This window comes from Streptomyces sp. SS1-1 (assembly GCF_008973465.1).
Lineage (GTDB): Bacteria > Actinomycetota > Actinomycetes > Streptomycetales > Streptomycetaceae > Streptomyces.
Genome location: NZ_WBXN01000004.1, coordinates 5,233,910 through 5,254,191 on the forward strand (window position 1 = coordinate 5,233,910; position 20,282 = coordinate 5,254,191).

Annotated in this window: 18 protein-coding genes; 10 read left to right on the forward strand and 8 right to left on the reverse strand. The window is 72.0% G+C overall.

Features of this window, described 5'->3' with window-relative positions; translation table 11 throughout:
- Positions 1-53: 53 nt before the first annotated feature.
- The 3 genes from F8R89_RS25560 to F8R89_RS25570 form a co-directional block, all read right to left on the reverse strand.
- The gene (locus tag F8R89_RS25560) at positions 54-2,087 is read right to left on the reverse strand and encodes a flotillin family protein (RefSeq protein WP_192806225.1); all 2,034 of its coding nucleotides are present in this window, start codon (positions 2,085-2,087) and stop codon (positions 54-56) included.
- Between the two features lie 94 nt (positions 2,088-2,181).
- On the reverse strand, positions 2,182-2,613 hold the full coding sequence (locus F8R89_RS25565) for a hypothetical protein (protein WP_151786131.1): 432 nt from the start codon (positions 2,611-2,613) through the stop codon (positions 2,182-2,184).
- Positions 2,614-2,910: 297 nt separating this feature from the next.
- A complete protein-coding gene (locus F8R89_RS25570; protein WP_151786132.1) occupies positions 2,911-4,275 on the reverse strand; it encodes a diacylglycerol/lipid kinase family protein in 1,365 nt (454 codons plus the stop codon).
- Positions 4,276-4,403: 128 nt separating this feature from the next.
- Here F8R89_RS25570 and F8R89_RS25575 point away from each other — a divergent pair, with 128 nt between their 5' ends.
- Positions 4,404-4,940 carry a hypothetical protein gene (locus tag F8R89_RS25575; protein WP_151786133.1) on the forward strand — a complete coding sequence of 179 codons (537 nt, stop codon included), beginning with the start codon at positions 4,404-4,406 and terminating at the stop codon, positions 4,938-4,940.
- Here the strand turns inward: F8R89_RS25575 and F8R89_RS25580 are convergent.
- The 3 genes from F8R89_RS25580 to F8R89_RS25590 form a co-directional block, all read right to left on the reverse strand.
- Positions 4,930-6,090: a serine hydrolase domain-containing protein gene (locus tag F8R89_RS25580; RefSeq protein WP_151786134.1), complete on the reverse strand. Its 1,161-nt coding sequence runs from the start codon at positions 6,088-6,090 to the stop codon at positions 4,930-4,932. The genes F8R89_RS25575 and F8R89_RS25580 overlap by 11 nt on opposite strands.
- A 163-nt stretch (positions 6,091-6,253) precedes the next feature.
- Complete coding sequence (locus F8R89_RS25585; RefSeq protein WP_151786135.1) at positions 6,254-6,952, reverse strand: glycerophosphodiester phosphodiesterase; 699 nt, start codon at positions 6,950-6,952, stop codon at positions 6,254-6,256.
- Between the two features lie 17 nt (positions 6,953-6,969).
- Positions 6,970-8,031, reverse strand: a complete 1,062-nt coding sequence (locus F8R89_RS25590; RefSeq protein ID WP_151786136.1) for an adenosine deaminase — start codon at positions 8,029-8,031, stop codon at positions 6,970-6,972.
- Between the two features lie 156 nt (positions 8,032-8,187).
- Between F8R89_RS25590 and F8R89_RS36865 the strand changes: the two genes are divergently transcribed.
- Positions 8,188-8,952, forward strand: coding sequence for a DUF4190 domain-containing protein (locus tag F8R89_RS36865; RefSeq protein ID WP_225994482.1), 765 nt, complete (start codon positions 8,188-8,190; stop codon positions 8,950-8,952).
- A gap of 24 nt (positions 8,953-8,976) precedes the next feature.
- Here F8R89_RS36865 and F8R89_RS25600 read toward each other — a convergent pair whose 3' ends face one another.
- Entirely contained in the window at positions 8,977-9,546 is a 570-nt protein-coding gene (locus tag F8R89_RS25600; protein WP_192806226.1) for an NADAR family protein, read from the reverse strand.
- A gap of 198 nt (positions 9,547-9,744) precedes the next feature.
- On the opposite strand from F8R89_RS25600, the gene F8R89_RS25605 reads away from it, so the two are divergent.
- The 8 genes from F8R89_RS25605 (at position 9,745) to F8R89_RS25640 (ending at position 19,412) form a co-directional block, all read left to right on the forward strand.
- Positions 9,745-11,280: a gamma-aminobutyraldehyde dehydrogenase gene (locus F8R89_RS25605; protein WP_151786138.1), complete on the forward strand. Its 1,536-nt coding sequence runs from the start codon at positions 9,745-9,747 to the stop codon at positions 11,278-11,280.
- A 49-nt stretch (positions 11,281-11,329) separates the two neighbouring features.
- Positions 11,330-12,577 (forward strand): spermidine/putrescine ABC transporter substrate-binding protein, encoded by a 1,248-nt coding sequence (locus tag F8R89_RS25610; protein ID WP_151786139.1) that lies wholly within the window; start codon positions 11,330-11,332, stop codon positions 12,575-12,577.
- A gap of 4 nt (positions 12,578-12,581) precedes the next feature.
- Positions 12,582-13,751 (forward strand): ABC transporter ATP-binding protein, encoded by a 1,170-nt coding sequence (locus tag F8R89_RS25615; protein ID WP_151786140.1) that lies wholly within the window; start codon positions 12,582-12,584, stop codon positions 13,749-13,751.
- Positions 13,751-14,686 (forward strand): ABC transporter permease, encoded by a 936-nt coding sequence (locus F8R89_RS25620; RefSeq protein WP_151786141.1) that lies wholly within the window; start codon positions 13,751-13,753, stop codon positions 14,684-14,686. The genes F8R89_RS25615 and F8R89_RS25620 overlap by 1 nt, the downstream gene beginning before the upstream one ends.
- Positions 14,686-15,486 carry an ABC transporter permease gene (locus F8R89_RS25625; RefSeq protein ID WP_062666788.1) on the forward strand — a complete coding sequence of 267 codons (801 nt, stop codon included), beginning with the start codon at positions 14,686-14,688 and terminating at the stop codon, positions 15,484-15,486. Before F8R89_RS25620 ends, F8R89_RS25625 begins: the two co-directional genes overlap by 1 nt.
- 22 nt (positions 15,487-15,508) lie before the next feature.
- Positions 15,509-16,936: an NAD(P)/FAD-dependent oxidoreductase gene (locus tag F8R89_RS25630; RefSeq protein WP_151786142.1), complete on the forward strand. Its 1,428-nt coding sequence runs from the start codon at positions 15,509-15,511 to the stop codon at positions 16,934-16,936.
- A 126-nt stretch (positions 16,937-17,062) separates the two neighbouring features.
- The gene (locus tag F8R89_RS25635; protein WP_151786143.1) at positions 17,063-17,524 is read left to right on the forward strand and encodes a hypothetical protein; all 462 of its coding nucleotides are present in this window, start codon (positions 17,063-17,065) and stop codon (positions 17,522-17,524) included.
- Positions 17,525-17,618: 94 nt separating this feature from the next.
- Positions 17,619-19,412 (forward strand): chitinase, encoded by a 1,794-nt coding sequence (locus tag F8R89_RS25640; protein ID WP_151786144.1) that lies wholly within the window; start codon positions 17,619-17,621, stop codon positions 19,410-19,412.
- On the opposite strand, the gene F8R89_RS25645 is transcribed toward F8R89_RS25640, so the two are convergent.
- Entirely contained in the window at positions 19,351-20,214 is an 864-nt protein-coding gene (locus F8R89_RS25645; RefSeq protein ID WP_151786145.1) for a phosphatase PAP2 family protein, read from the reverse strand. The two genes, F8R89_RS25640 and F8R89_RS25645, sit on opposite strands and share 62 nt — an antisense overlap.
- Between the last annotated feature and the right edge of the window lie 68 nt (positions 20,215-20,282).

Consider the following 20,282-nt stretch of genomic DNA (forward strand, 5'->3'; position numbering starts at 1 on the left):
GTCGCGGTCCGGAGCCGCCGTCCCCTGTGCGGCGGCTCCGGACCGGGTGCCGGTCAGCCCCTGGCGCTGCCGTTCAGGGAGGCGAGGGGGGTCTCCGCGAGACCCAGTTCGCCCGCCTTGTCCAGCAGTTGCTGGAGCTGCCCGGTGTTCGCGGTGTCCGACTTCATGAGCTTCATCAGCAGCGCGGACACGGTCAGGTTCTGCACGTCCGCCGTGGAGACGGAGCCGAGGACGTGCGTGACGTCGTCCCCGAAGTCCCGGGTGCCGTCCAGCCAGGGCCGGCCGAGCGCCTGCGCCGTCTCGGAGTGCTGGACGAACCCGTCCAGGCCCTTGCCGAGCGCGATGGAGGACACCAGCCGGTCGAAGAAGACCGACTCCCCGCCGACGATGTCGATGTCGGCGTTCTCCAGGCCGGTGGCGAGCACCGTGGCCTGGGCCTCGGCGACCTGCCGCTGCACCTCCAGGCCGGCCAGCCGGATGTCCTTCTCCGCCTCCAGGCGCAGGCGGTACTCCTCGTGGCCCCGGGACGCGTCGTCCAGCGCGGCCATCGCCGCCGCCTTCTCCGTGAGCCCGGCGGCCTCGGCCTTCAGCTTCTCGCCGACGCCCTGCGCCTCGGCCAGCGCCTTGGCCCGCGCACCCTCGGCCTCCGCCCGCATCCGGGCCTCGGTGGCCTCGGCCTCCGCGCGGCCCGCCTTCTCGATGACCTCGGCCTCCTTGTCGCGGACCTGCACCGAGGCCAGCCCCTCGGCCGCGGCCTCGGCCTGGACCGCCTCGGCGAGCCGCAGCTTGGCCCGCGCGTCCAGGTCGGCGCTCTTCAGCCGGGCCTCGGCCAGCGTCAGTTCCTCGGCCGCGCGGTGCACGGCGGCCTGCTCGGCGGCCTCGGCGGCCTTGATGTCCTTGACCAGCCGCTCCTGCGCCTCGGCCTCGGCGGCGATGATCACGGACTGCCGGTCGCGCTCCGCCTCCTCGACGGCCCGCAGCCGCTTGATGGCCTCCTCCTGCTCGGCGACCGTCCGGTCCACGGCGACCCGCTCGCGGATCACCTCGGCGATCTGCCGCTTCTCCGCCTCGACCTCCTTGTCGGCGGCGATCCGGGTCAGCTGGGTCTCCCGCTCGCGGGCGATGACCTCCAGCAGGCGGTCCTTCTCGATGCGCTCGCTCTCGACGGCGATGACCCGCTCACGGTTCTTGGCGGCGACGGCGACCTCGCGGGCCTGGTTCTCCCGCTGCACGCCGAGCTGCTCCTCGGTCTTGAGGAACGCCGTCTGGGCCCGCAGCCGCTCCTCCTCCACCACCCGTGCCGTCTCGGCCTCCTCGCGCGCCCGCACGGTCTCGATCTCCCGGCGCTGCTTGATCTCGGCGTCGGCCTGCCGGCGCTCCAGCTCCAGGATGGCCTCGCGGGCGTCGACGTCCTGCCGGGTGATCTCCTTCTGCTCGGTGCGCTGCGCCTCGTTGGTGCGCACGTGCTCGACGGCCGTCAGCTCGGTGATCTTGCGGATGCCCTGGGCGTCGAGGACGTTGGCGGGGTCGAGCTGGGTGAGCGGCGTCTGCTCCAGGTAGTCGATCGCCGCGTCCTCCAGGTGGTAGCCGTTCAGATCGACGCCGATGACCTCGATGATCCGGTACCGCAGCTCCTCGCGCTTGGTGTAGAGGTCGGTGAAGTCCAGCTGCTTGCCGACGGTCTTCAGCGCCTCGGAGAACTTGGCGTGGAAGAGCTCCTGGAGCGTGTCGCGGTCGCTGGCACGGGCCGTGCCGACGGCCTGGGCGACCTTGATGACGTCCTCGATCGTCTTGTTGACCTTGACGAAGAACGTGATCCGGATGTCCGCGCGGATGTTGTCGCGGCAGATCAGCCCTTCCTTGCCGGCCCGGGTGATCTCGATGGTCTTCACCGAGATGTCCATGACCTCGGCCTTGTGCAGCACGGGCAGCACGACCTGCCCGGTGAAGGTCACGTCGACCTTGCGCATCTTGGAGACGATCAGGGCCTTGCCCTGCTCCACCTTGCGGAACAGCCGGGCGACGATCAGTACCACCAGCAGGCAGGCGACGACGAGCGCGCCGGTGCCGACGATCATGGGAACCATGACATACGTCCTTCGGGCGTAGGTGTGCGGGGAGAGACGGGCGGGGGCGAGCGCGGGTGCGGGCGCCGGGAACGGACCCGGGCGGCGGCGCGGCTCAGGCGGCGCGGTCCCCCGTGCGGAGCGCGGCCGTGCGGACCGCGCGCCGCGCGGCCGGGCCGGGTTCGTCGGGGAAGAGACGGTGCAGCCGCCGGACGAGAAGGCGGGTCGCGGACCAGGCCACGACGAGGGCGGCGACCGGGAGGACCAGCCGCAGCAGCGGGCCGGCGGCGCTCCCGGGGGGTGTGAACGCGGCGAGCGGCACGGCCGCCCCGACGCTCAGGGACCAGGCGAGGACCGTCAGCAGGGACAGCGCGACCGTCACGGGCACGCCGTCCAGGCCCCATCGGCGCAGATCCACGTCCGCGTCGAAGCTGCGGACGCCGGCCAGACCGGCGGCGGCCAGGAGCCAGAAGCAGACGGCCACGACGAGGGCCGCGCTGAGGACGAGGGTGGGCAGGCCGGTGGCGGCTGTCAGAACCGTGCGCATCTCCGGGCCCCCTCTCCCCTCGGCGCCGCCAACGGCGGCGCGTGTCGTCCGGAGGGCACGGCACGGCAGCGGTCCGGCGCCGGGACACCTGCCGGTGTCCGGCACCGCGACCGTCCGTGGTGCTCCCCGCGGACCATGCTGCCGGACGCGGTCCCTTCCGCGCATTGCCGGTTTCCGGCAATGTTCACCGGTTGCTGGGTGCCGGACGCGGCCCCGGAGGGGCACCGCTACGCCGGAAGGAATCGTTCCGGCAGAGTCACCCGGCGAGGTGGCCCGGCGAGGTCGCTCTCGGCGCTGTCACCCGGCGGGCGGCCGGTGGGAGTGCCGGTGATGGACGGCGGTGCGGCCCACCGTCGCCGCCAGCCGGCCCAGCCGGCGCCAGTCGAGGCGGGCCTTGCGGCGGGGGACGCCGGGGCGTCCGCGCGGCACGCGCACCCGCAGCGCGCCCGGCGCGATCCGGCAGCGCACCGGGGCGGGCAGCATCAGCGCCTCACCGTCGACACCGGCCTCGATCTCGGGGCGGTCGGCGTCCACCACCACCTCCCGCGCGGTGACGAAGGTGAGGCCGTGCGGCCCCGGCGTCAGCAACAGGGCGGCGGCCTGGGCGGCGCTGTCCACCCGGATGCCGAGGACGCCGAGCACCCCGCCGTCGAGGCGGTCGCGGTAGCCGACTCCGAACGGGTCGTCGGTGCGGTAGACGTTGTTGCTGATCAGCACGGCCTGCGGGGCCTCGAGCGTGGTGTCCCCGGCGCGGGCGGTGAGCCGCGGACCCTCCTCGCCGAGGAGCAGGTCGGGCAGCAGCTCCAGACTCGTGCCGATCTTGGCCTCCCGGTAGCCGGGGTTCTGCACGATGGCGGCGTACGCCCCGAAGGACGCGTTGTTGACGAAGGGCCGGTCGCCCGCGAAGCCGAGGTCGACGCGCAGCTCCACACCGTCGGTGAGCGCGTCGAGGCAGGTCGAGGGGTCGTCCCGGTCCAGGCCGAGGTCCATGGCGAAGTGGTTGCGGGTGCCGGCGCTGATCACCAGGAACGGCAGGCCGTGCTCGGCGGCGACCGCCGCGACCAGCGCCTGTGTGCCGTCGCCGCCCGCCACCCCCAGCAGGTCGGCCCCGTTCGCGACGGCCTCGCGGGCGAGCGCGGTGACGTCCTGGTGCCGCTCGGGATCGAGGAGGACGACCTCGGCGCCGAGCCGCTCGGCCTTCTCCTTCAGCCCGAAGCGGCCCACCTTCCCGTCGCCCGACAGCGGGTTCATGATCAGGAAGGGCCGCCGTACGGGCAGCGCCCTGCGCTCGCGCATCGGCCGCACCCGCGAGGGCGTGGCGCTGCCCAGCGCGTACCGCCCGCTCCAGACGGCCACCGCCCACAGCGCCACCGACACGAGCAGCGACCACAGGAGGGTGACCGCGAACAGGGCGACGAGCGCGGCCGGAACGATCAGCGCCACCAGGGCCGCGACCCAGCGCAGCGGGCCACGCAGGGTCAGCGTCCACCACAGCGCGACCGCGCTGACGGCCAGGCCGACCGCCGCGGCGACGAGGAGCAGGACGCCGACGAAGCCGCCGTGCACCAGAGGCACGAGCAGGGCGAGCCCGGCGGCGACCAGTGCGGCGCGGGCCGCCCACCGCTGCTTCACCAAGGCGCGCCCGCTCACGTCGAGGGCCATCGTTCCTCCGTTCGCCCCGTGCTCATCGTAGGTCCGGTCTGTCTACGGATGCTCGCCCTGGACGCGCCGAACCCCGCCGGACCGGAACCCACTTTTGAACATGTTCAACTCGGGCGTAGGCTACGGCCATGAGCGACAGAGCCGCCCTGCTCAAGGGCATCCGCGCGTGGTTGGCCGTCTTCGTCGTCTGCCTGGTGCTCAGCGGCGCCACGGCCTTCCCCCTCGTCCACGAACTGCGCTGGACGGAGGACCTGCTGCGCGCCCTGTCCGTCCAGGACACCCTGCCCGGCCTCACGGAGTGGATCGCACGCGTCCGGCAAGGACTCGACACCGCCGACGCCGAACACCCCTTCCTCCTCTACGGCACGGACTGGCTGGCCTTCGCCCACCTCGTCATCGCGGTCGCCTTCTACGGCCCCTACCGCGACCCGGTCCGCAACATCTGGGTCGTGGAGTTCGGCATGATCGCCTGCGCCGGCATCATCCCGCTCGCCCTGATCTGCGGCCCGATCCGCGGCATCCCGCTGTGGTGGTCGGTGATCGACATGGCGTTCGGTGTCGTCGGGGTGATCCCGCTGTACGTCGTGCGCCGCAGGATCAAGCGGCTTGAGGCGCTGACGGGGGCGCCCGTCGCCGGGGCCCCCGCCGCCGCCGTCAGCGGTTGAACGCGGGGAAGGCGAAGCGCTGGGCGATGGCCAGGCCGTCGCCCTTCGCGTCGGTGGAGGCGACCGAGTAGACGACGGTCCGCGACAGGTCGCGGGTGGCCGCGACCACGGTGTGATAGCCGGGCCGGGAACCCGTCTTGCCCCACACCACCCGGCCGTTCAGCTCGAAGCGCTCCAGGGCGGCGCCCATGGTCGCGCCCCCGACGTCCGGCACGGTGAACATCTCCCGCAACTGCGGCTCGGGCACCACCCGGCCGCGGAACAGGGCGACCAGCAGCCGCTCCATGTCGGCCGTCGTGGAGATCAGGTCGCCGGCCGCGAACCGGTCGCTCATGTTCCACTCGGTCACGTCGACGAGCCGTCCGTCGATCCAGTCGTAGCCCCGGTTGTGCGGGCCGTGGATCCGGGGGTCGGGTCCGGCCGGGAAGGAGGTGTGCCGCATGCCGAGCGGACGGAAGATCCGCACGGCGGCCTGATGCGCGTACGTGTCCCCGGTGACCTTCTCGATCAGCAGGCCCAGCACGGTGTAGTGGATGTTGCCGTAGCGCTGGAACGCACCCGGCGCGTGCTCCGGATCGGGGCCCTTGGCCACCGACGCGGCCACCACCTCCCGCGGGGTGAGCGTCTCGAAGCGGCGCGCGTAGGCGGTGTCGACGTCGTCGCCGAGGGAGGCGCCCGGCTGGAGACCGCTGGTGAAGTTCAGCAACTGCCGTACCGTGATGGGCGCGAAGTCGTCCATGAGCAGACCGGGCAGATAGTGCTGCACGGTGCCGTCGAGCGAGATACGGCCCTCCGCCGCCAGTTGCAGCACGATCGCCGCCGTGACGATCTTCGTCGTGGAGCCGGCCCGGAACCGGGCGTCCTCCAGGGCGGGCGCCCCCGACCTGATGTCCCGCACGCCCGCCGACCCGTGCCAACCGCCCTGTCCGCCCACGCGGATGAGCGCGGCCGTGGCGTCCCGGTCGGGCAGACCCTTCAGCGCCGCGCACAGGGCCGCGACATCGGGGCCGTCCGGGTCCGCGGCCTCGATGGCCCGCGCGGAGCACGACGAGGACGCGGGCCGGGCGGACGCGGTGCCGGCCAGCGGCAGCGCGGTCAGGGCGAGGACGAGCGTGGAGGTGACGAGCGCGGGGAAGGGGCGTACGGGCATCTGCTGCTCCTGGTGACGACGTGGTCCGGGCGTCCGGCGGACGGTGCGTGATCATCGTCGTGCCGGACCGGCCGGAGCCGGATCGTCACCGAGGAGGGCCTGGCCCCTGAGCGGGCCCTCGGCAAGTGCCCTGTTCCACAAGGGCGTTGATGGGGGATGGCCCCTACGGGTGCCGGCCGGCGCGCTCCCGCTCGGACAGCAGGACGTCCACGCGGTTCGTCGTCACCGAGTCCACGCCCGCGTCCAGCAGCCGGCGCATCGAGCGCCGGGTGTCCGGGGTCCAGACGGACAGCAGATACCCGCCCCGGTGGACCCGCTCGGCGAGCGCCCGATCCACCAGGGTGAAGCGGTAGTTGAGCCAGCGCGGCCGGACCGCGTCCAGCAGACCGGCGCGCGGCGGCGCCTTCGTGGTCCAGGTCAGCGCGATCTCGGCGGCCGGGTCGGCGGCCCGCACCGCGAGCATGGCGGGGGTGCCCGCGCAGTAGTACACCCGGTCCCGCGCGCCGCACGCGTGCACGACCTCCACGATCCGCCGGACCGCCCGCGGCTCGGGGGCGCCGGGCAGGTCGATCATCACCCGGCTCCCCTCGCACTCCGCGAGCGCCTCCTCCAGGGTCGGCACCCCGCCCTCGGTCAGCCCCCGAACCTCCGCCGCCGACAGGGAGTGCAGCGGCCGGTCCTGCCCCCAGAGCCGGTCCAGCGTCGCGTCGTGCAGCAGCACCGGCACCCCGTCCCGGGTGAGCCGTACGTCGATCTCCACCGCGTCCGCGCCCAGGGCGAGCGCGGAGCGCAGCGAGCCGAGCGTGTTCTCGCGGACGCGGTAGGGGTCGCCGCGGTGGGCGACGGCGGTCACATGGTCCATGGGGCCATTGTGGCCGCTCAGGGCGCGAGCCACCCGGCCGTGTAGGTGTCGATCTCCGCGGCGATCCGGGCCTTGCCCGCCTCGTCCAGGAACGACGCGGTCACCGCGTTCTTCGCCAGGTCGGCCAGGCCCCGCTCGTCGAGCCCGAGGAGGCGGGCGGCGACGGCGTACTCGTTGTCGAGGTCGGTGCCGAACATCGGCGGGTCGTCGGAGTTGACGGTGACGAGCACCCCCGCTTCCACGAACCGCGCCAGCGGGTGCTCCTCGATCGTGCGCACCGCGCGCGTGGCGATGTTGGACGTCGGGCACACCTCCAGCGGGATCCGGTGCTCGGCGAGGTGCGCGAGCAGCTTCGGGTCCTGCGCGGCGCTCGTGCCGTGCCCGATGCGCTCGGCGCGCAGCTCGGTGAGCGCGTCCCAGATCGTCTGCGGGCCGGTCGTCTCCCCGGCGTGCGGCACGGAGTGCAGTCCGGCCGCGATGGCCCGGTCGAAGTACGGCTTGAACTGCGGCCTCGGCACCCCGATCTCCGGGCCGCCGAGCCCGAAGGAGACGAGGCCCTCGGGGCGCAGCCGGTCGTCGGTCGCGAGCCGCGCGGTCTCCTCCGCCGACTCCAGTCCGGCCTCGCCGGGGATGTCGAAGCACCAGCGCAGCACGGTCCCGAACTCGGCCTCGGCCTCCTTGCGGGCGTCCTCGATGGCCTCCATGAAGGCCCGCGCGTCGATGCCGCGCCGGGTGGAGGAGAACGGCGTGATCGTCAGCTCGGCGTAGCGCACCTGCTGCCGGGCCAGGTCACGGGCCACCTCGTAGGTCAGCAGCCGCACGTCCTCGGGGGTGCGGATGAGGTCCACGACGGACAGGTACACGTCGATGAAGTGGGCGAAGTCGGTGAACGTGAAGTAGTCGACCAGCGCCTCGGGGTCGGTGGGCACCCGGCTGTCGGGGTGCCGGGCGGCGAGTTCCGCGACGATGCGGGGGGAGGCGGAGCCGACGTGGTGGACGTGCAGTTCGGCCTTCGGCAGCCCGGCGATGAACGCGTGCAGATCGCGCGGAGCGTGGGCGTCGACGAGATGGTCGGTCAAGGTTCCTCCCCGGAACGGCGTCCGCGCGGCCGGGGTGCCGGCGGCGCGACGCGGGTGATCGGCTGATCGGTGACTCGGGATCATCGTAGGCCGGGGCCACGGCCGGAAGGCCAGGGCCTTAGCATGACGGCACGTACGACTGAGGGGGGTCCGCGCATGTCCGACGACACGCAGCCGCCGGGGGCGCCGGAAGTCCCCGGGGCGCCCGAGGACGGAGCCGGGGCTCCGAGGACCTCGCTGGAGAAGACGCCGAGCCCCGCCGCGCCCGCCCCGGACGAGCGGGACCCGTGGGCGCCGCCCGCGCCGGACGGGCCCGGGCACACCGTCGCCGCGAACGAGCCGCCGGCCTGGGCCGGTCCCACCGTCCACGACCAGCGGACGATGGCCGCCCTGCCCACCCCGGGCACCCCCGGGCAGCCGGGCACGACGCCCTGGGCGCACCCCGCGGCACCCGGCCCCGCCGCCGACCCCTTCGCGCCCCCGGCGGACCCGGGCCCCTACGCCGCCTCGTACGGCGAGCCCGTCCCGCCGCCGCCCATCGGCCCCGAGGGACCCGGCCAGGTGCCGTACGGCTATCCGGGTACGACCGGTCATCCCGGCACCCACGGGTATCCGGGCGGTGCCCACGCGTCCGGCGGCTACTCCTACGGCTGGCCGGGGATGCACCACCCCCTGCCCAGCAACGGCATGGGGACGGCCGGACTGGTGCTCGGCATCATCTCCGCGGTGATCTTCTGCCTGTGGCCGATCGCGATCATCCTCGGTGTGCTGGCGCTGATCTTCGGCGCGATCGGGCGCGGCAAGGCGCGGCGCGGCGAGGCCACGAACCCGGGGCAGGCGCTCGCCGGGATCATCTGCGGCGTCGCGGGCATCGTGCTCGGCGTGGGCATGCTGGTGCTCGTGGTCTTCGTCAACCTGTAGGCGGCCGGAGCCGCTGAACACGCGTCAAGGCGTGTCCGGGGACTCCCGCAGCCGCTCCCGCGCCTCCATCAGGGCGAACCCGAGCAGGTTCAGGCCCTTCCAGCGCTCCGGGTCAAAGGCGCCCTGGTCGGTCGCGGCCAGTCCTATGCCCCACACCCGGTCCAGCGGGCTGGCCTCCACCAGGACCCGGTCGCCGGTGCCGACCAGGAAGCCGCGCAGCTGCGGGTGCGCGGCGAACTTGTGGACGGAGCCCTCCACGACGATGCGGAAGCGCTCGCGCGCCCACACCGCGTCGTCGAATCCGCGCACCAGCCGGCCCGCCTTCTTCGCCTCGCCGGGGTGCTCCGCGTCCAGCGCGCGCCGCTCCGCCTCCGCGTCCCCGAAGAGGCGGGCCTTGCCGGCCATCATCCAGTGCTCGGCCGTCGCGTAGCGCACGCCGTCCACCGTGAACGGCGACGGCCACCACTGGCTGAGACAGCTCGCTCCGACACGTCCGTCCGGTAGCGGCCGGTGTCCCCAGAAGTGGAGATACTTGACCCTCGCCCCCGAGCGGACCTCCTGTTTCAGGACATCCCAAGAATCGATCTTCGCCATGTGCCCGAGTCTGGCACGCACCACCGACAATCCGTCCTCGGTTTTCCGTGCCGACTCGACACCTGGTCGACAGATTCCGTCGCGTAACCAAATGGCAACAACGGAATCACTTGTTGGAGTCCACCTGCTCTGTCAGGATCGGCACTCAAATCGAGCCTGAGCCACGCCGGCCCCACTCCGGGGCACGGAGGGAGCGACATGCACAACCCGGGCAACCCGACCCCGGAACGATTCCCGGCCCAGGACCACTTCGCCGACGGCGCCCAGTTCATCGCTGGCCGCCCGGCGAAGGGGACCTCGGGGCGCACCCACGCCGTGGTCGACCCCGCCACGGGCGAGGAGGTGTACACGTACGACCTGGCCGGAACCGACGACGTCGACGCCGCCGTCGCCGCCGCGCGCGCCGCCTTCCCCGGCTGGTCGGGTGCCACCCCGGCCGAGCGGTCCGACGCCCTGCACCGCTTCGCCGCCGTCGTCGCCGAGCGCGCCGAGGACTTCGCCCGCGCGGAGTCCCTCCAGTGCGGCAAGCCGCTGAAGCTCACCCGTGAGTTCGACGTGCCGGGCACGATCGACAACATCGCCTTCTTCGCGGGCGCCGCCCGCCACCTCCAGGGCCAGTCGGCGGGGGAGTACTCCGGCGACCACACGTCGTACGTACGGCGTGAGCCCATCGGCGTCGTCGGCTCGATCGCCCCCTGGAACTACCCGCTGCAGATGGCCGCCTGGAAGATCCTCCCGGCGATCGCGGCGGGCAACACGATCGTCCTCAAGCCGGCCGAGCTGACCCCGCTCACTTCGCTGCTCTTCGCGCGGGCCGCCACCGACGCCGGCATCCCCGACGGTGTGATCAACATCGTCACCGGCACCGGCAAGGAGGCCGGCGAGCACCTGGTCGGGCACCCCGACGTCGCCATGACGTCCTTCACCGGGTCCACGGGTGTCGGCAAGCGTGTCGCCGAGATCGCCACCGCCACCGTCAAGCGGATCCACCTGGAGCTCGGCGGCAAGGCCCCCTTCGTCGTCTTCGACGACGCCGACCTCGAGGCCGCCGCGCACGGCGCCGTCGCGGGCTCGCTCATCAACACCGGGCAGGACTGCACGGCCGCCACCCGCGCGTATGTGCAGCGCCCCCTGTACGAGGCGTTCGTCGAGCGCACCGCCGCGCTGATGGAGAGCGTCCGCCTCGGCGACCCGTTCACCCCCGGCACCGACCTCGGCCCGCTGATCTCGCACACCCAGCGCGACCGGGTGGCCGGCTTCGTCGACCGGGCGCGCGGCTACGCGCGCGTCGTCACCGGAGGCGAGGCCCCACAGGGAGATCTCAGGAACGGCGCGTACTATCGCCCCACCCTCGTCGCCGACGCACCGCAGGACAGCGAAGTCGTGCAGTCCGAGATCTTCGGGCCGGTGCTGGTCGTCCTCCCCTTCGACACGGACGACGAGGGCATCGCGCTGGCCAACGACACCCCGTACGGCCTCGCCGCCTCCGCCTGGAGCCGTGACGTCTACCGGGCCAACCGCGCCACCCGCGAGATCAAGGCGGGCTGCGTGTGGGTGAACGACCACATCCCGATCATCAGCGAGATGCCGCACGGCGGCTACAAGGCGTCCGGCTTCGGCAAGGACATGTCCGCGTACTCCTTCGAGGAGTACACCCAGATCAAGCACGTCATGTTCGACAACACCGCGGTCGCCGCGAAGGACTGGCACCGCACCGTCTTCGGGGACCGATAGCAGCCAGGCCGCCCGACCCGCGGCCACCTCCCGAAAGGGCACCACGCGCATGGAGCAGTACGAGCCCGACCGCCTCTCCCCGCCGCAGGTGGCCGCCATGCGGCGCAGCCTGACCAACGGCAGGGCCGCCATGACCCGCCGCAGCCTGCTGCGCGCCTCCGCGGGCGGCGCGCTCGCGGTCGGCGGCCTCGGGGCACTGACCGGCTGCGGCATCCCCGCGGCCGGCGACACCAAGGGCGGCGTCCCGGCGGAGGACCACTCGGCGAAGGAGAAGACCGTCAGCTTCTCCAACTGGACCGAGTACATGGACATCGACGACAGCGGGCGCAAGCACCCGACGCTGGAGACGTTCACGAAACGCACCGGCATCAAGGTGAAGTACACCGAGGACATCAACGACAACACCGAGTTCTTCGGCAAGATCAAGCCGCAGCTCGCCGCGGGCCAGGACACCGGCCGCGACATCATCGTCCTCACCGACTGGCTGGCCGCCCGCCTGATACGCCTCGGCTGGGTGCAGAAGCTGGACGCGTCCAACATGCCGCACGCCTTCGCCAACGTGGCGTCGTCGTACCGCAGCCCCGACTGGGACCCGGGACGCGCCTACTCCTACCCCTGGCAGGGCATCGCGACCGTCATCGCCTACAACAAGAAGGCGCTCGACGGCGTCGAGGTGAAGAGCCTGTCCGACATGCTCGACAACCCGAAGCTCAAGGGCCGGGTCGGGCTGCTCACCGAGATGCGCGACACCATGGGCATGGCGCTGCTCGACATGGACAAGGACCCGCGCACCTTCACCGCCGACGACTACGACGCCGCGCTCGCCCGGCTGCAGAAGTGCGTCGACAAGGGCCAGATCCGCCGCTTCACCGGCAACGACTACACCTCGGACCTCAGCAAGGGCGACCTCGCCGCCTGTGTCGCCTGGGCCGGTGACGTCGTCCAGCTGAAGGCCGACAACCCGGACATCGACTTCGTCATCCCGGACAGCGGCTACATGCTCTCCAGCGACAACATGCTGATCCCCAACAAGGCGCGGCACAAGACGAACGCCGAACGGCTGATCGACTACTACTTCGAGCCGCAGCCGGCCGCCGAGCTCGCCGCGTACATCAACTTCGTCTGTCCCGTCGACGGGGTGAAGGACGAACTCGCGAAGCTCGACGAGGACGCGGCGAACAACCCGCTGATCCTCCCCGACAAGGCCATGCAGGCCAAGTCCCGTGCCTTCCGCTCGCTCAGCAGCAAGGAAGACACGGAGTTCGAAGGCAAGTTCGCGAAGCTCACTGGGGCGTGACGAGATGAAGACCACCAAGGACACCAGCACGGCCGCCGCGCACGGCGGCGACGTCCGCCTCTCCGGCATCAGCAAGACCTACGGCTCCTTCACGGCCGTCCACCCGCTCGACCTGACCGTGCCGGAGGGCTCCTTCTTCGCCCTGCTCGGCGCCTCCGGCTGCGGCAAGACCACCACCCTGCGCATGATCGCCGGCCTGGAGGAGCCCTCCGCGGGCACCGTCCACCTCGGCGACCAGGACGTGACCGCCCTCCCGCCGTACAAACGGCCGGTGAACACGGTCTTCCAGTCCTACGCGCTCTTCCCGCACCTCGACATCTTCGAGAACGTCGCCTTCGGTCTGCGCCGGCGCGGCATCAAGAGCGTGAAGAAGCAGGTCGACGAGATGCTCGACCTCGTGCAGCTCGGCGAGCAGGCCCGCAAGAAGCCGCACCAGCTCTCCGGCGGCCAGCAGCAGCGCGTCGCCGTCGCCCGCGCCCTGATCAACCACCCCAAGGTGCTCCTCCTCGACGAGCCGCTCGGCGCGCTCGACCTGAAGCTGCGCCGCCAGATGCAGCTGGAGCTCAAGCGCATCCAGACCGAGGTCGGCATCACCTTCGTGCACGTCACGCACGACCAGGAGGAGGCCATGACCATGGCCGACCAGGTCGCCGTGATGAACGCCGGACGCGTCGAGCAGCTGGGCTCCCCGGCCGACCTGTACGAGAACCCGCGCACCACGTTCGTCGCCAACTTCCTCGGCTCCTCCAACTTCATCGAGGCCGAGATCGACTCCCGCGGCGGCGACGGCCTGGTCCTCAAGGCGGGCGGCGGCAAGCTGGTCCTCCCCGAGGCCCGCTGCTCCGCGCCGACGGCGACCGGCGGCAAGGTGCTGGTCGGCGTGCGCCCCGAGAAGATCTCCGTCACCCACGCCGACGAGGCCGGAGAGATACCCGAGGGCCGCAACCGCATAACCGGCCGCATCGCCGACTCCTCCTTCATCGGCGTCTCCACGCAGTACGTCGTCGACAGCCCCGTCTGCCCCGAGTTCGAGGTCTACGCCCAGAACATCGACCGCGACCCGCGGCTCATGCCCGGCGCCGAGGTCGTCCTGCACTGGAACCCGGCGCACACCTTCGGGCTCGACGCCACCCAGGACATCGACGCCGGCACCGAGGAAGAGGCGGCGGTCTGATGGCGACCCTCACCGAGGCGCCCCCGCCTCTCAGCCCCGCCGCCCCCGAGAAGAAGGCGAAGCCGCCGCGCCGGCGCGGGCGTCTCGTCCCGTACTGGCTGCTGCTCCCCGGCATCCTGTGGCTGCTGGTCTTCTTCGCGCTGCCGATGGTCTACCAGGCCTCCACGTCCGTGCAGACGGGCTCCCTGGAGGAGGGCTACAAGGTCACCTGGCACTTCGCGACGTACTGGGACGCCCTGTCCGAGTACTACCCGCAGTTCCTGCGGTCGGTGCTCTACGCCGGCTCCGCGACGATCCTGTGCCTGCTCCTCGGCTATCCGCTCGCCTACCTCATCGCGTTCCGGGCGGGCCGCTGGCGGAACCTGATCATGATCCTGGTGATCGCGCCGTTCTTCACCAGCTTCCTGATCCGCACCCTCGCCTGGAAGACGATCCTCGCCGACGGCGGCCCGGTCGTCGACGCCCTGAACACGCTGCACGTCCTCGACGTCACGAGCTGGCTCGGCATGACCCAGGGCGACCGGGTGCTGGCCACCCCGCTCGCGGTCGTGTGCGGTCTGACGTACAACTTCCTGCCGTTCATGATCCTTCCGCTGTACACCTCGCTCGAGCGGATCGACCCGCGGCTGCACGAGGCGGCGAACGACCTGTACGCCCGGCCCGTCACCACCTTCCGCAGGGTCACCTTCCCGCTGTCGATGCCGGGTGTCGTCTCCGGCACCCTGCTGACCTTCATCCCGGCCACCGGCGACTACGTCAACGCCGACCTGCTCGGCTCCACGGACACCCGGATGGTCGGCAACGTCATCCAGTCGCAGTTCCTGCGCATCCTGGACTACCCGACGGCCGCGGCCCTCTCCTTCATCCTGATGGCCGCCATCCTCGTCATGGTCACCGTCTACATCCGCAGGTCCGGAACGGAGGATCTGGTCTGATGGCCGTCGTCAACTGGCTCAAGCGGCACTTCGTCGTCATCGCGGGACTGGTCACGCTCGCCTACCTCCTGCTGCCGAACGTCGTCGTGACGGTGTTCTCCTTCAACCGCCCCAAGGGCCGGTTCAACTACGAGTGGCAGGAGTTCTCCACGGACGCCTGGCGCGACCCGTGCGGGGTCTCCGGCCTGTGCGGCTCGCTGTCGGTCAGCCTCCAGATCGCCCTCTGGGCGACCCTCGGCGCCACCCTCCTCGGCACGCTGATCGCCTTCGCGCTGGTCCGCTACCGGTTCCGGGCGCGCGGCGCGATCAACTCGCTGATCTTCCTGCCGATGGCGATGCCCGAGGTCGTCATGGCGGCCTCGCTGCTCACCCTCTTCCTCAACATGGGCGCCCAGCTGGGCTTCTGGACGATCCTCATCGCCCACATCATGTTCTGCCTCAGCTTCGTCGTGACGGCGGTCAAGGCGCGCGTGATGTCGATGGACCCGCGGCTGGAGCAGGCCGCGCAGGACCTCTACGCCGGACCGGTGCAGACGTTCCTGCGGGTGACCCTGCCGATCGCGGCGCCGGGCATCGCGGCCGGCGCGCTGCTCGCCTTCGCGCTGTCGTTCGACGACTTCATCATCACCAACTTCAACGCCGGCTCCACCGTCACCTTCCCGATGTTCGTCTGGGGCTCGGCACAGCGCGGAACGCCCGTTCAGATCAACGTCATCGGCACGGCCATGTTCGTCATCGCCGTACTGTTCGTCCTGGCCTCCATGGCCGTCGGGAACCGCCGCAAGAAGCAGAAGGCATAGACCCCTGTAGGGAGTTGACATCATGGCCCCGAGCGCCATGAGTTCTGGCAGTCACTGGACGAGGTCCCTCTCCGACGCCCAGCCGGTCCCGTACTGGCTGGACGACCCCGGCCGCCCCCGCCCCGAGCCCGCCCTCACCACCGCCGAGACCTGCGACCTGCTGGTCGTCGGCGGCGGGTACAGCGGGCTGTGGACCGCGCTGCTCGCCAAGGAGCGCGACCCCGGGCGGGACGTGGTCCTGGTCGAGGGCCGCGAGGTGGGCTGGGCCGCCTCCGGCCGCAACGGCGGCTTCTGCGCCGCCTCCCTCACCCACGGGACGGCCAACGGGCTCGCCCGCTGGCCGGGGGAGATCCACCGGCTGGAGCGGCTGGGCGCCCGCAACCTCGACGAGATCGAGCGCGCGGTCGCCCGCTACTCCCTGGACTGCGACTTCGAGCGCACCGGTGAGATCGACGTCGCCACCGAGGCGTACCAGGCGGAGGAACTGCGCGCCTGGTACGACGAGCTGCGCGACCGGGGCCTGGCCGAGGGCATCGAATTCCTCGACGCCGACGCGGTGCGGGCGCAGGTCGACTCGCCGACCTTCCGGGCCGGCCTGCACGACCGCCGGGGGGTCGCCATGCTCCACCCGGCCAAGCTGGTCTGGGGCCTGAAGCGGGCCTGCAAGGACCTCGGCGTCCGCGTCTACGAGCACACCCCGGCCCTGGACCTGAAGCCGTACGGCGCCGGCATGGCCGTCCGCACGCCCTACGGCCGGGTTCGCGCCCGCCGGGTCGCGCTCGGCACGAACATCTTCCCGAACCTGGTCCGCCGGGTCCGCTCCTACACCGTCCCGGTCTACGACTACGCCCTGATGACCGAGCCGCTCACCGAGGACCAGCTCGCGTCGATCGGCTGGAAGAACCGCCAGGGCCTCGGGGACTCGGCGAACCAGTTCCACTACTTCCGGCTCTCCGCCGACAACCGCGTCCTGTGGGGCGGCTACGACGCCGTCTACCCGTACGGCGGCCGGGTGCGCTCCGAGTACGACGACCGCCCGGAGACGTACGCCAAGCTGGCCGGGCACTTCTTCACCTGCTTCCCGCAGTTGGAGGGCCTGCGCTTCACACACGCCTGGGGCGGCGCGATCGACACCTGCTCGCGCTTCTCGGCGTTCTTCGGCACCGCCCACCAGGGCAAGGTGGCGTACGCGGCGGGTTACACGGGCCTCGGGGTCGGCGCCACCCGGTTCGGCGCCGACGTGATGCTGGACCTGCTGGCGGGGGAGCGGACCGAGCGCACGGAACTGGAGATGGTGCGCAGGAAGCCGCTGCCGTTCCCGCCGGAGCCGTTCGCCTGGACCGGCATCGCGCTCACCAAGTGGTCGCTGGCCCGCGCGGACACGCACGGCGGCCGGCGCAACCTGTGGCTGCGGACGATGGACCGGCTGGGCCTCGGCTTCGACAGCTGACACCCGACGACCCGGTGTGGGCCACATCACCCGAACGGGGTGCGGAAACCGCGTAATGCCCGCCGACGACCTCCCTCTCCCTCGTGACGCCATCGGGCGTCCACGACGAAGAGGGAGGTCATCGACATGACAGGGGCCAAGACGGCGGTGGAATGGCTGGCATCGGTCGCGCCGGACCCGGAGGGCTGCCGCTGGGAGTGGGAGCGCAACCCGCTCGGGGTGACGCTGCTGCCGGCCGGGCGGGCGTGGGACGTGCTCATCCTCCCGGCCGAGCTGGGCTATCCCACGCTGGACGTGCTCACCCGCATCCTCGACCGGCCGGGCCCGGTCCTGGTCGACTTCGGCGACGCGCGCATGGGGTTCTTCGTGCCGCCGGGCACCGCCGCGCGCTGGCTCGGCACCGGCATCCGCACCGCCGGGGCGGGCACGTGGATCGTCGTGCCGTATCCGGGGCGGGCGTCGGGCGGGGTGCGCTGGCTGGTGCCGCCGGACGGCGGCGGCACCCTCACCGACCCGTCGCTGCTCGAACTGGCCATGCACGAGGCGGCGGCAGGGCTCGCCCGGCGCGACCGGGAGGAAGAGCGCTAACCGCGGCACCCCTTGACACGGCGGATTGGTCTGGACCAAGTTGGAGGCGGCTCCTCCGCACCCTCCTCCAACTCCCCCCTGCCCGGAGGCACTTGTGGACCGCTCCAGACCCCTCGCCCTGCTCGCCGCCGCGGTACTGGCCCTGCCCGGCCTCACCGCGCTCTCGTCGGCCGCCCGTGCGGCCGACGCCGACCTCGTCCGCAACGGCGGCTTCGAGTCCGGCCTCGACGGCTGGACCTGCACGGCGGGCACGGCCGTCGACTCACCCGTGCGCAGCGGGAGTTCAGCCCTCCGGGCGACCCCGGCCGGCAACGACAACGCCCGCTGCGCGCAGACCGTGACGGTGAAGCCGGACTCCGCGTACACGCTGTCCGGCCACGTCCGCGGCGCCTACGTGTACCTCGGCGCCGACGGCACCGGCACCACCGACGTCTCCACCTGGACCCAGTCCGCCCCGGACTGGCAGCGGCTCACCACCGCCTTCCGCACCGGCCCCTCCACCACCCGCGTCACCCTCTACACCCACGGCTGGTACGGCACCGGCGCCTACCACGCCGACGACATCTCGCTGATCGGCCCGGGCGGCGACGCCACCCAGCCGCCGGCACCCCCGTCCGGCCTCACCGCCGGGACCGTCACCTCCACGAGCGTCGCCCTCACCTGGCCGGCCGTCCCCGGCGCCACGGGCTACGCCGTCTACCGCGACGGCGTCAAGGTCCGCACGGTGAACGGCACGTCGGCCACCGTCACCGGACTCTCACCCGCCACCGCGTACGCCTTCCAGGTCACCGCGCTCAACGACGCCGGCGAGTCCGCGCGCTCCGCCACGGTGACGGCCACCACCACCGAACCGGCCGGCGGCGGGGACAGCGGCCTCCCGGCGCACGCCCTCGTCGGCTACCTCCACGCGAGCTTCGCCAACGGCTCCGGCTACACCCGCATGGCCGACGTCCCCGACAGCTGGGACGTCATCGACCTGGCCTTCGGTGAACCCACCTCGGTCACCTCCGGCGACATCCGCTTCGAGCGCTGTCCCGTCTCCGAGTGCCCGAACGTCGAGAGCGACGCCGAGTTCAAGGCGGCCATCAAGGCCAAGCAGGCGGCCGGCAAGAAGGTGCTCATCTCCATCGGCGGCCAGAACGGCCAGGTGCGGCTGACCACGGCGACCGCACGCGACACCTTCGTCTCCTCCGTCTCGAGGATCATCGACGAGTACGGCCTGGACGGCCTCGACATCGACTTCGAGGGTCACTCCCTCTCCCTGGACGCCGACGACACCGACTTCCGGAACCCGAAGACCCCGGTGATCGTGAACCTCATCTCGGCGCTGAAGACCCTGAAGGCGAAGTACGGCGACGACTTCGTGCTGACCATGGCCCCGGAGACCTTCTTCGTCCAGCTCGGGTACCAGTTCTACGGCACCGGCAAGTGGGGCGGCCAGGACCCCCGCGCCGGCGCCTACCTCCCCGTGATCCACGCCCTGCGCGACGACCTGACGCTGCTGCACGTCCAGGACTACAACTCGGGGCCGGTCATGGGCCTGGACAACCAGTACCACTCCATGGGCGGCGCCGACTTCCACATCGCCATGACCGACATGCTGCTCACCGGCTTCCCGGTCGCGGGCGACGCGGGCAACGTCTTCCCGCCGCTGCGCCCGGACCAGGTGGCGATCGGCATGCCGGCCACGCCGAACGCGGGCAACGGGCATGTGTCCCCGGCCGAGGTCACCAAGGCCCTCGACTGTCTGACGAAGCGGACGAACTGCGGGACGTACGCGACCCACGGCACCTGGCCCGGACTGCGCGGCCTGATGACCTGGTCGGTCAACTGGGACCGGTTCGGGGACTGGGAGTTCCAGCGGACGTTCGACGGCTACTTCGGCTGAGGACCAGCCACAGCGAGCCGAGCAGGACCGTGCCCAGGCACCAGCTGGCCAGGACGTCCAGCGGCCAGTGGTAGCCCCGCCGGGTCAGCCCGAATCCGACGCCGAGGTTCAGCGCGGCGCACAGGACGAGGAGGGCCCGGCGGGCGCCGGCCGACCGCAGCAGCGGCAGCAGGAGCAGGGTCGCGGCCCCGTAGGCGACGGCGGCCGTGGCCGTGTGCCCCGACGGGTAGTAGCCGGTGGCGGGCGGCACGGCCGGGGTGCCCGGACGGCCGGTGAGCACCTTGAGCGGGATCACCAGCACCGGCACCAGCGCCATCGGCAGGGCGGCCAGGACGCCGGGCAGCCACCAGTGGTCTGTACCGGCGCGGCGGTGCCGCCAGGTGACGTATCCGAGGGCGGCCAGCAGGACCGGCACGGCGACCTGGACGTTGCCGAGATCGGCCAGCAGTTCGGAGAGGCGCCCGGGACGCACGAGGGCCCGACTGGCGGCCTCGTCGAGACCGACCAGCGGGCCGTCCGTCACCACCTGCCAGGTGATGAGCGCGAAGAACAGGGCGGGAAGCCCGAGAAGGAGAAGGAGGGAGGTCGGCCGCCCCGGAACAGGGGGGGTGGTTCCGAGGCGGCCGTCCGGATCGGATGGCCGCGCGCCCCGGGGGGTTTGGGGCGGGCGACTGTCCGATCGGTGAGGAGATCCGGAGCCGGAGGCGCCGGTTGTGTGCGCGAGGGCACGACCAGGTCGAAGCTGGGGAGGCCCCGTCCTGATGTCGCCCAGAGTCCCCTCCGGGCGGGGTGTATCTCTCATCTGCTGAGAACCTACGACAGGGAGATGGGGTTGGACAGTCGGAAACGCGTCCTGCCATCCACCTCGCA

Coding starts and splice junctions, on each gene's coding strand:
- F8R89_RS36865 (WP_225994482.1), top strand. CDS start 8,188: ATGTCCGACGACACGCAGCCGCCGGGGGCGCCGGAAGTCCCCGGGGCG.
- F8R89_RS25645 (WP_151786145.1), bottom strand. CDS start 20,214: ATGAGAGATACACCCCGCCCGGAGGGGACTCTGGGCGACATCAGGACG.
- F8R89_RS25625 (WP_062666788.1), top strand. CDS start 14,686: ATGGCCGTCGTCAACTGGCTCAAGCGGCACTTCGTCGTCATCGCGGGA.
- F8R89_RS25605 (WP_151786138.1), top strand. CDS start 9,745: ATGCACAACCCGGGCAACCCGACCCCGGAACGATTCCCGGCCCAGGAC.
- F8R89_RS25635 (WP_151786143.1), top strand. CDS start 17,063: ATGACAGGGGCCAAGACGGCGGTGGAATGGCTGGCATCGGTCGCGCCG.
- F8R89_RS25560 (WP_192806225.1), bottom strand. CDS start 2,087: ATGGTTCCCATGATCGTCGGCACCGGCGCGCTCGTCGTCGCCTGCCTG.
- F8R89_RS25575 (WP_151786133.1), top strand. CDS start 4,404: ATGAGCGACAGAGCCGCCCTGCTCAAGGGCATCCGCGCGTGGTTGGCC.
- F8R89_RS25620 (WP_151786141.1), top strand. CDS start 13,751: ATGGCGACCCTCACCGAGGCGCCCCCGCCTCTCAGCCCCGCCGCCCCC.
- F8R89_RS25585 (WP_151786135.1), bottom strand. CDS start 6,952: ATGGACCATGTGACCGCCGTCGCCCACCGCGGCGACCCCTACCGCGTC.
- F8R89_RS25630 (WP_151786142.1), top strand. CDS start 15,509: ATGGCCCCGAGCGCCATGAGTTCTGGCAGTCACTGGACGAGGTCCCTC.
- F8R89_RS25580 (WP_151786134.1), bottom strand. CDS start 6,090: ATGCCCGTACGCCCCTTCCCCGCGCTCGTCACCTCCACGCTCGTCCTC.
- F8R89_RS25565 (WP_151786131.1), bottom strand. CDS start 2,613: ATGCGCACGGTTCTGACAGCCGCCACCGGCCTGCCCACCCTCGTCCTC.
- F8R89_RS25615 (WP_151786140.1), top strand. CDS start 12,582: ATGAAGACCACCAAGGACACCAGCACGGCCGCCGCGCACGGCGGCGAC.
- F8R89_RS25610 (WP_151786139.1), top strand. CDS start 11,330: ATGGAGCAGTACGAGCCCGACCGCCTCTCCCCGCCGCAGGTGGCCGCC.
- F8R89_RS25600 (WP_192806226.1), bottom strand. CDS start 9,546: ATGGCGAAGATCGATTCTTGGGATGTCCTGAAACAGGAGGTCCGCTCG.
- F8R89_RS25570 (WP_151786132.1), bottom strand. CDS start 4,275: ATGGCCCTCGACGTGAGCGGGCGCGCCTTGGTGAAGCAGCGGTGGGCG.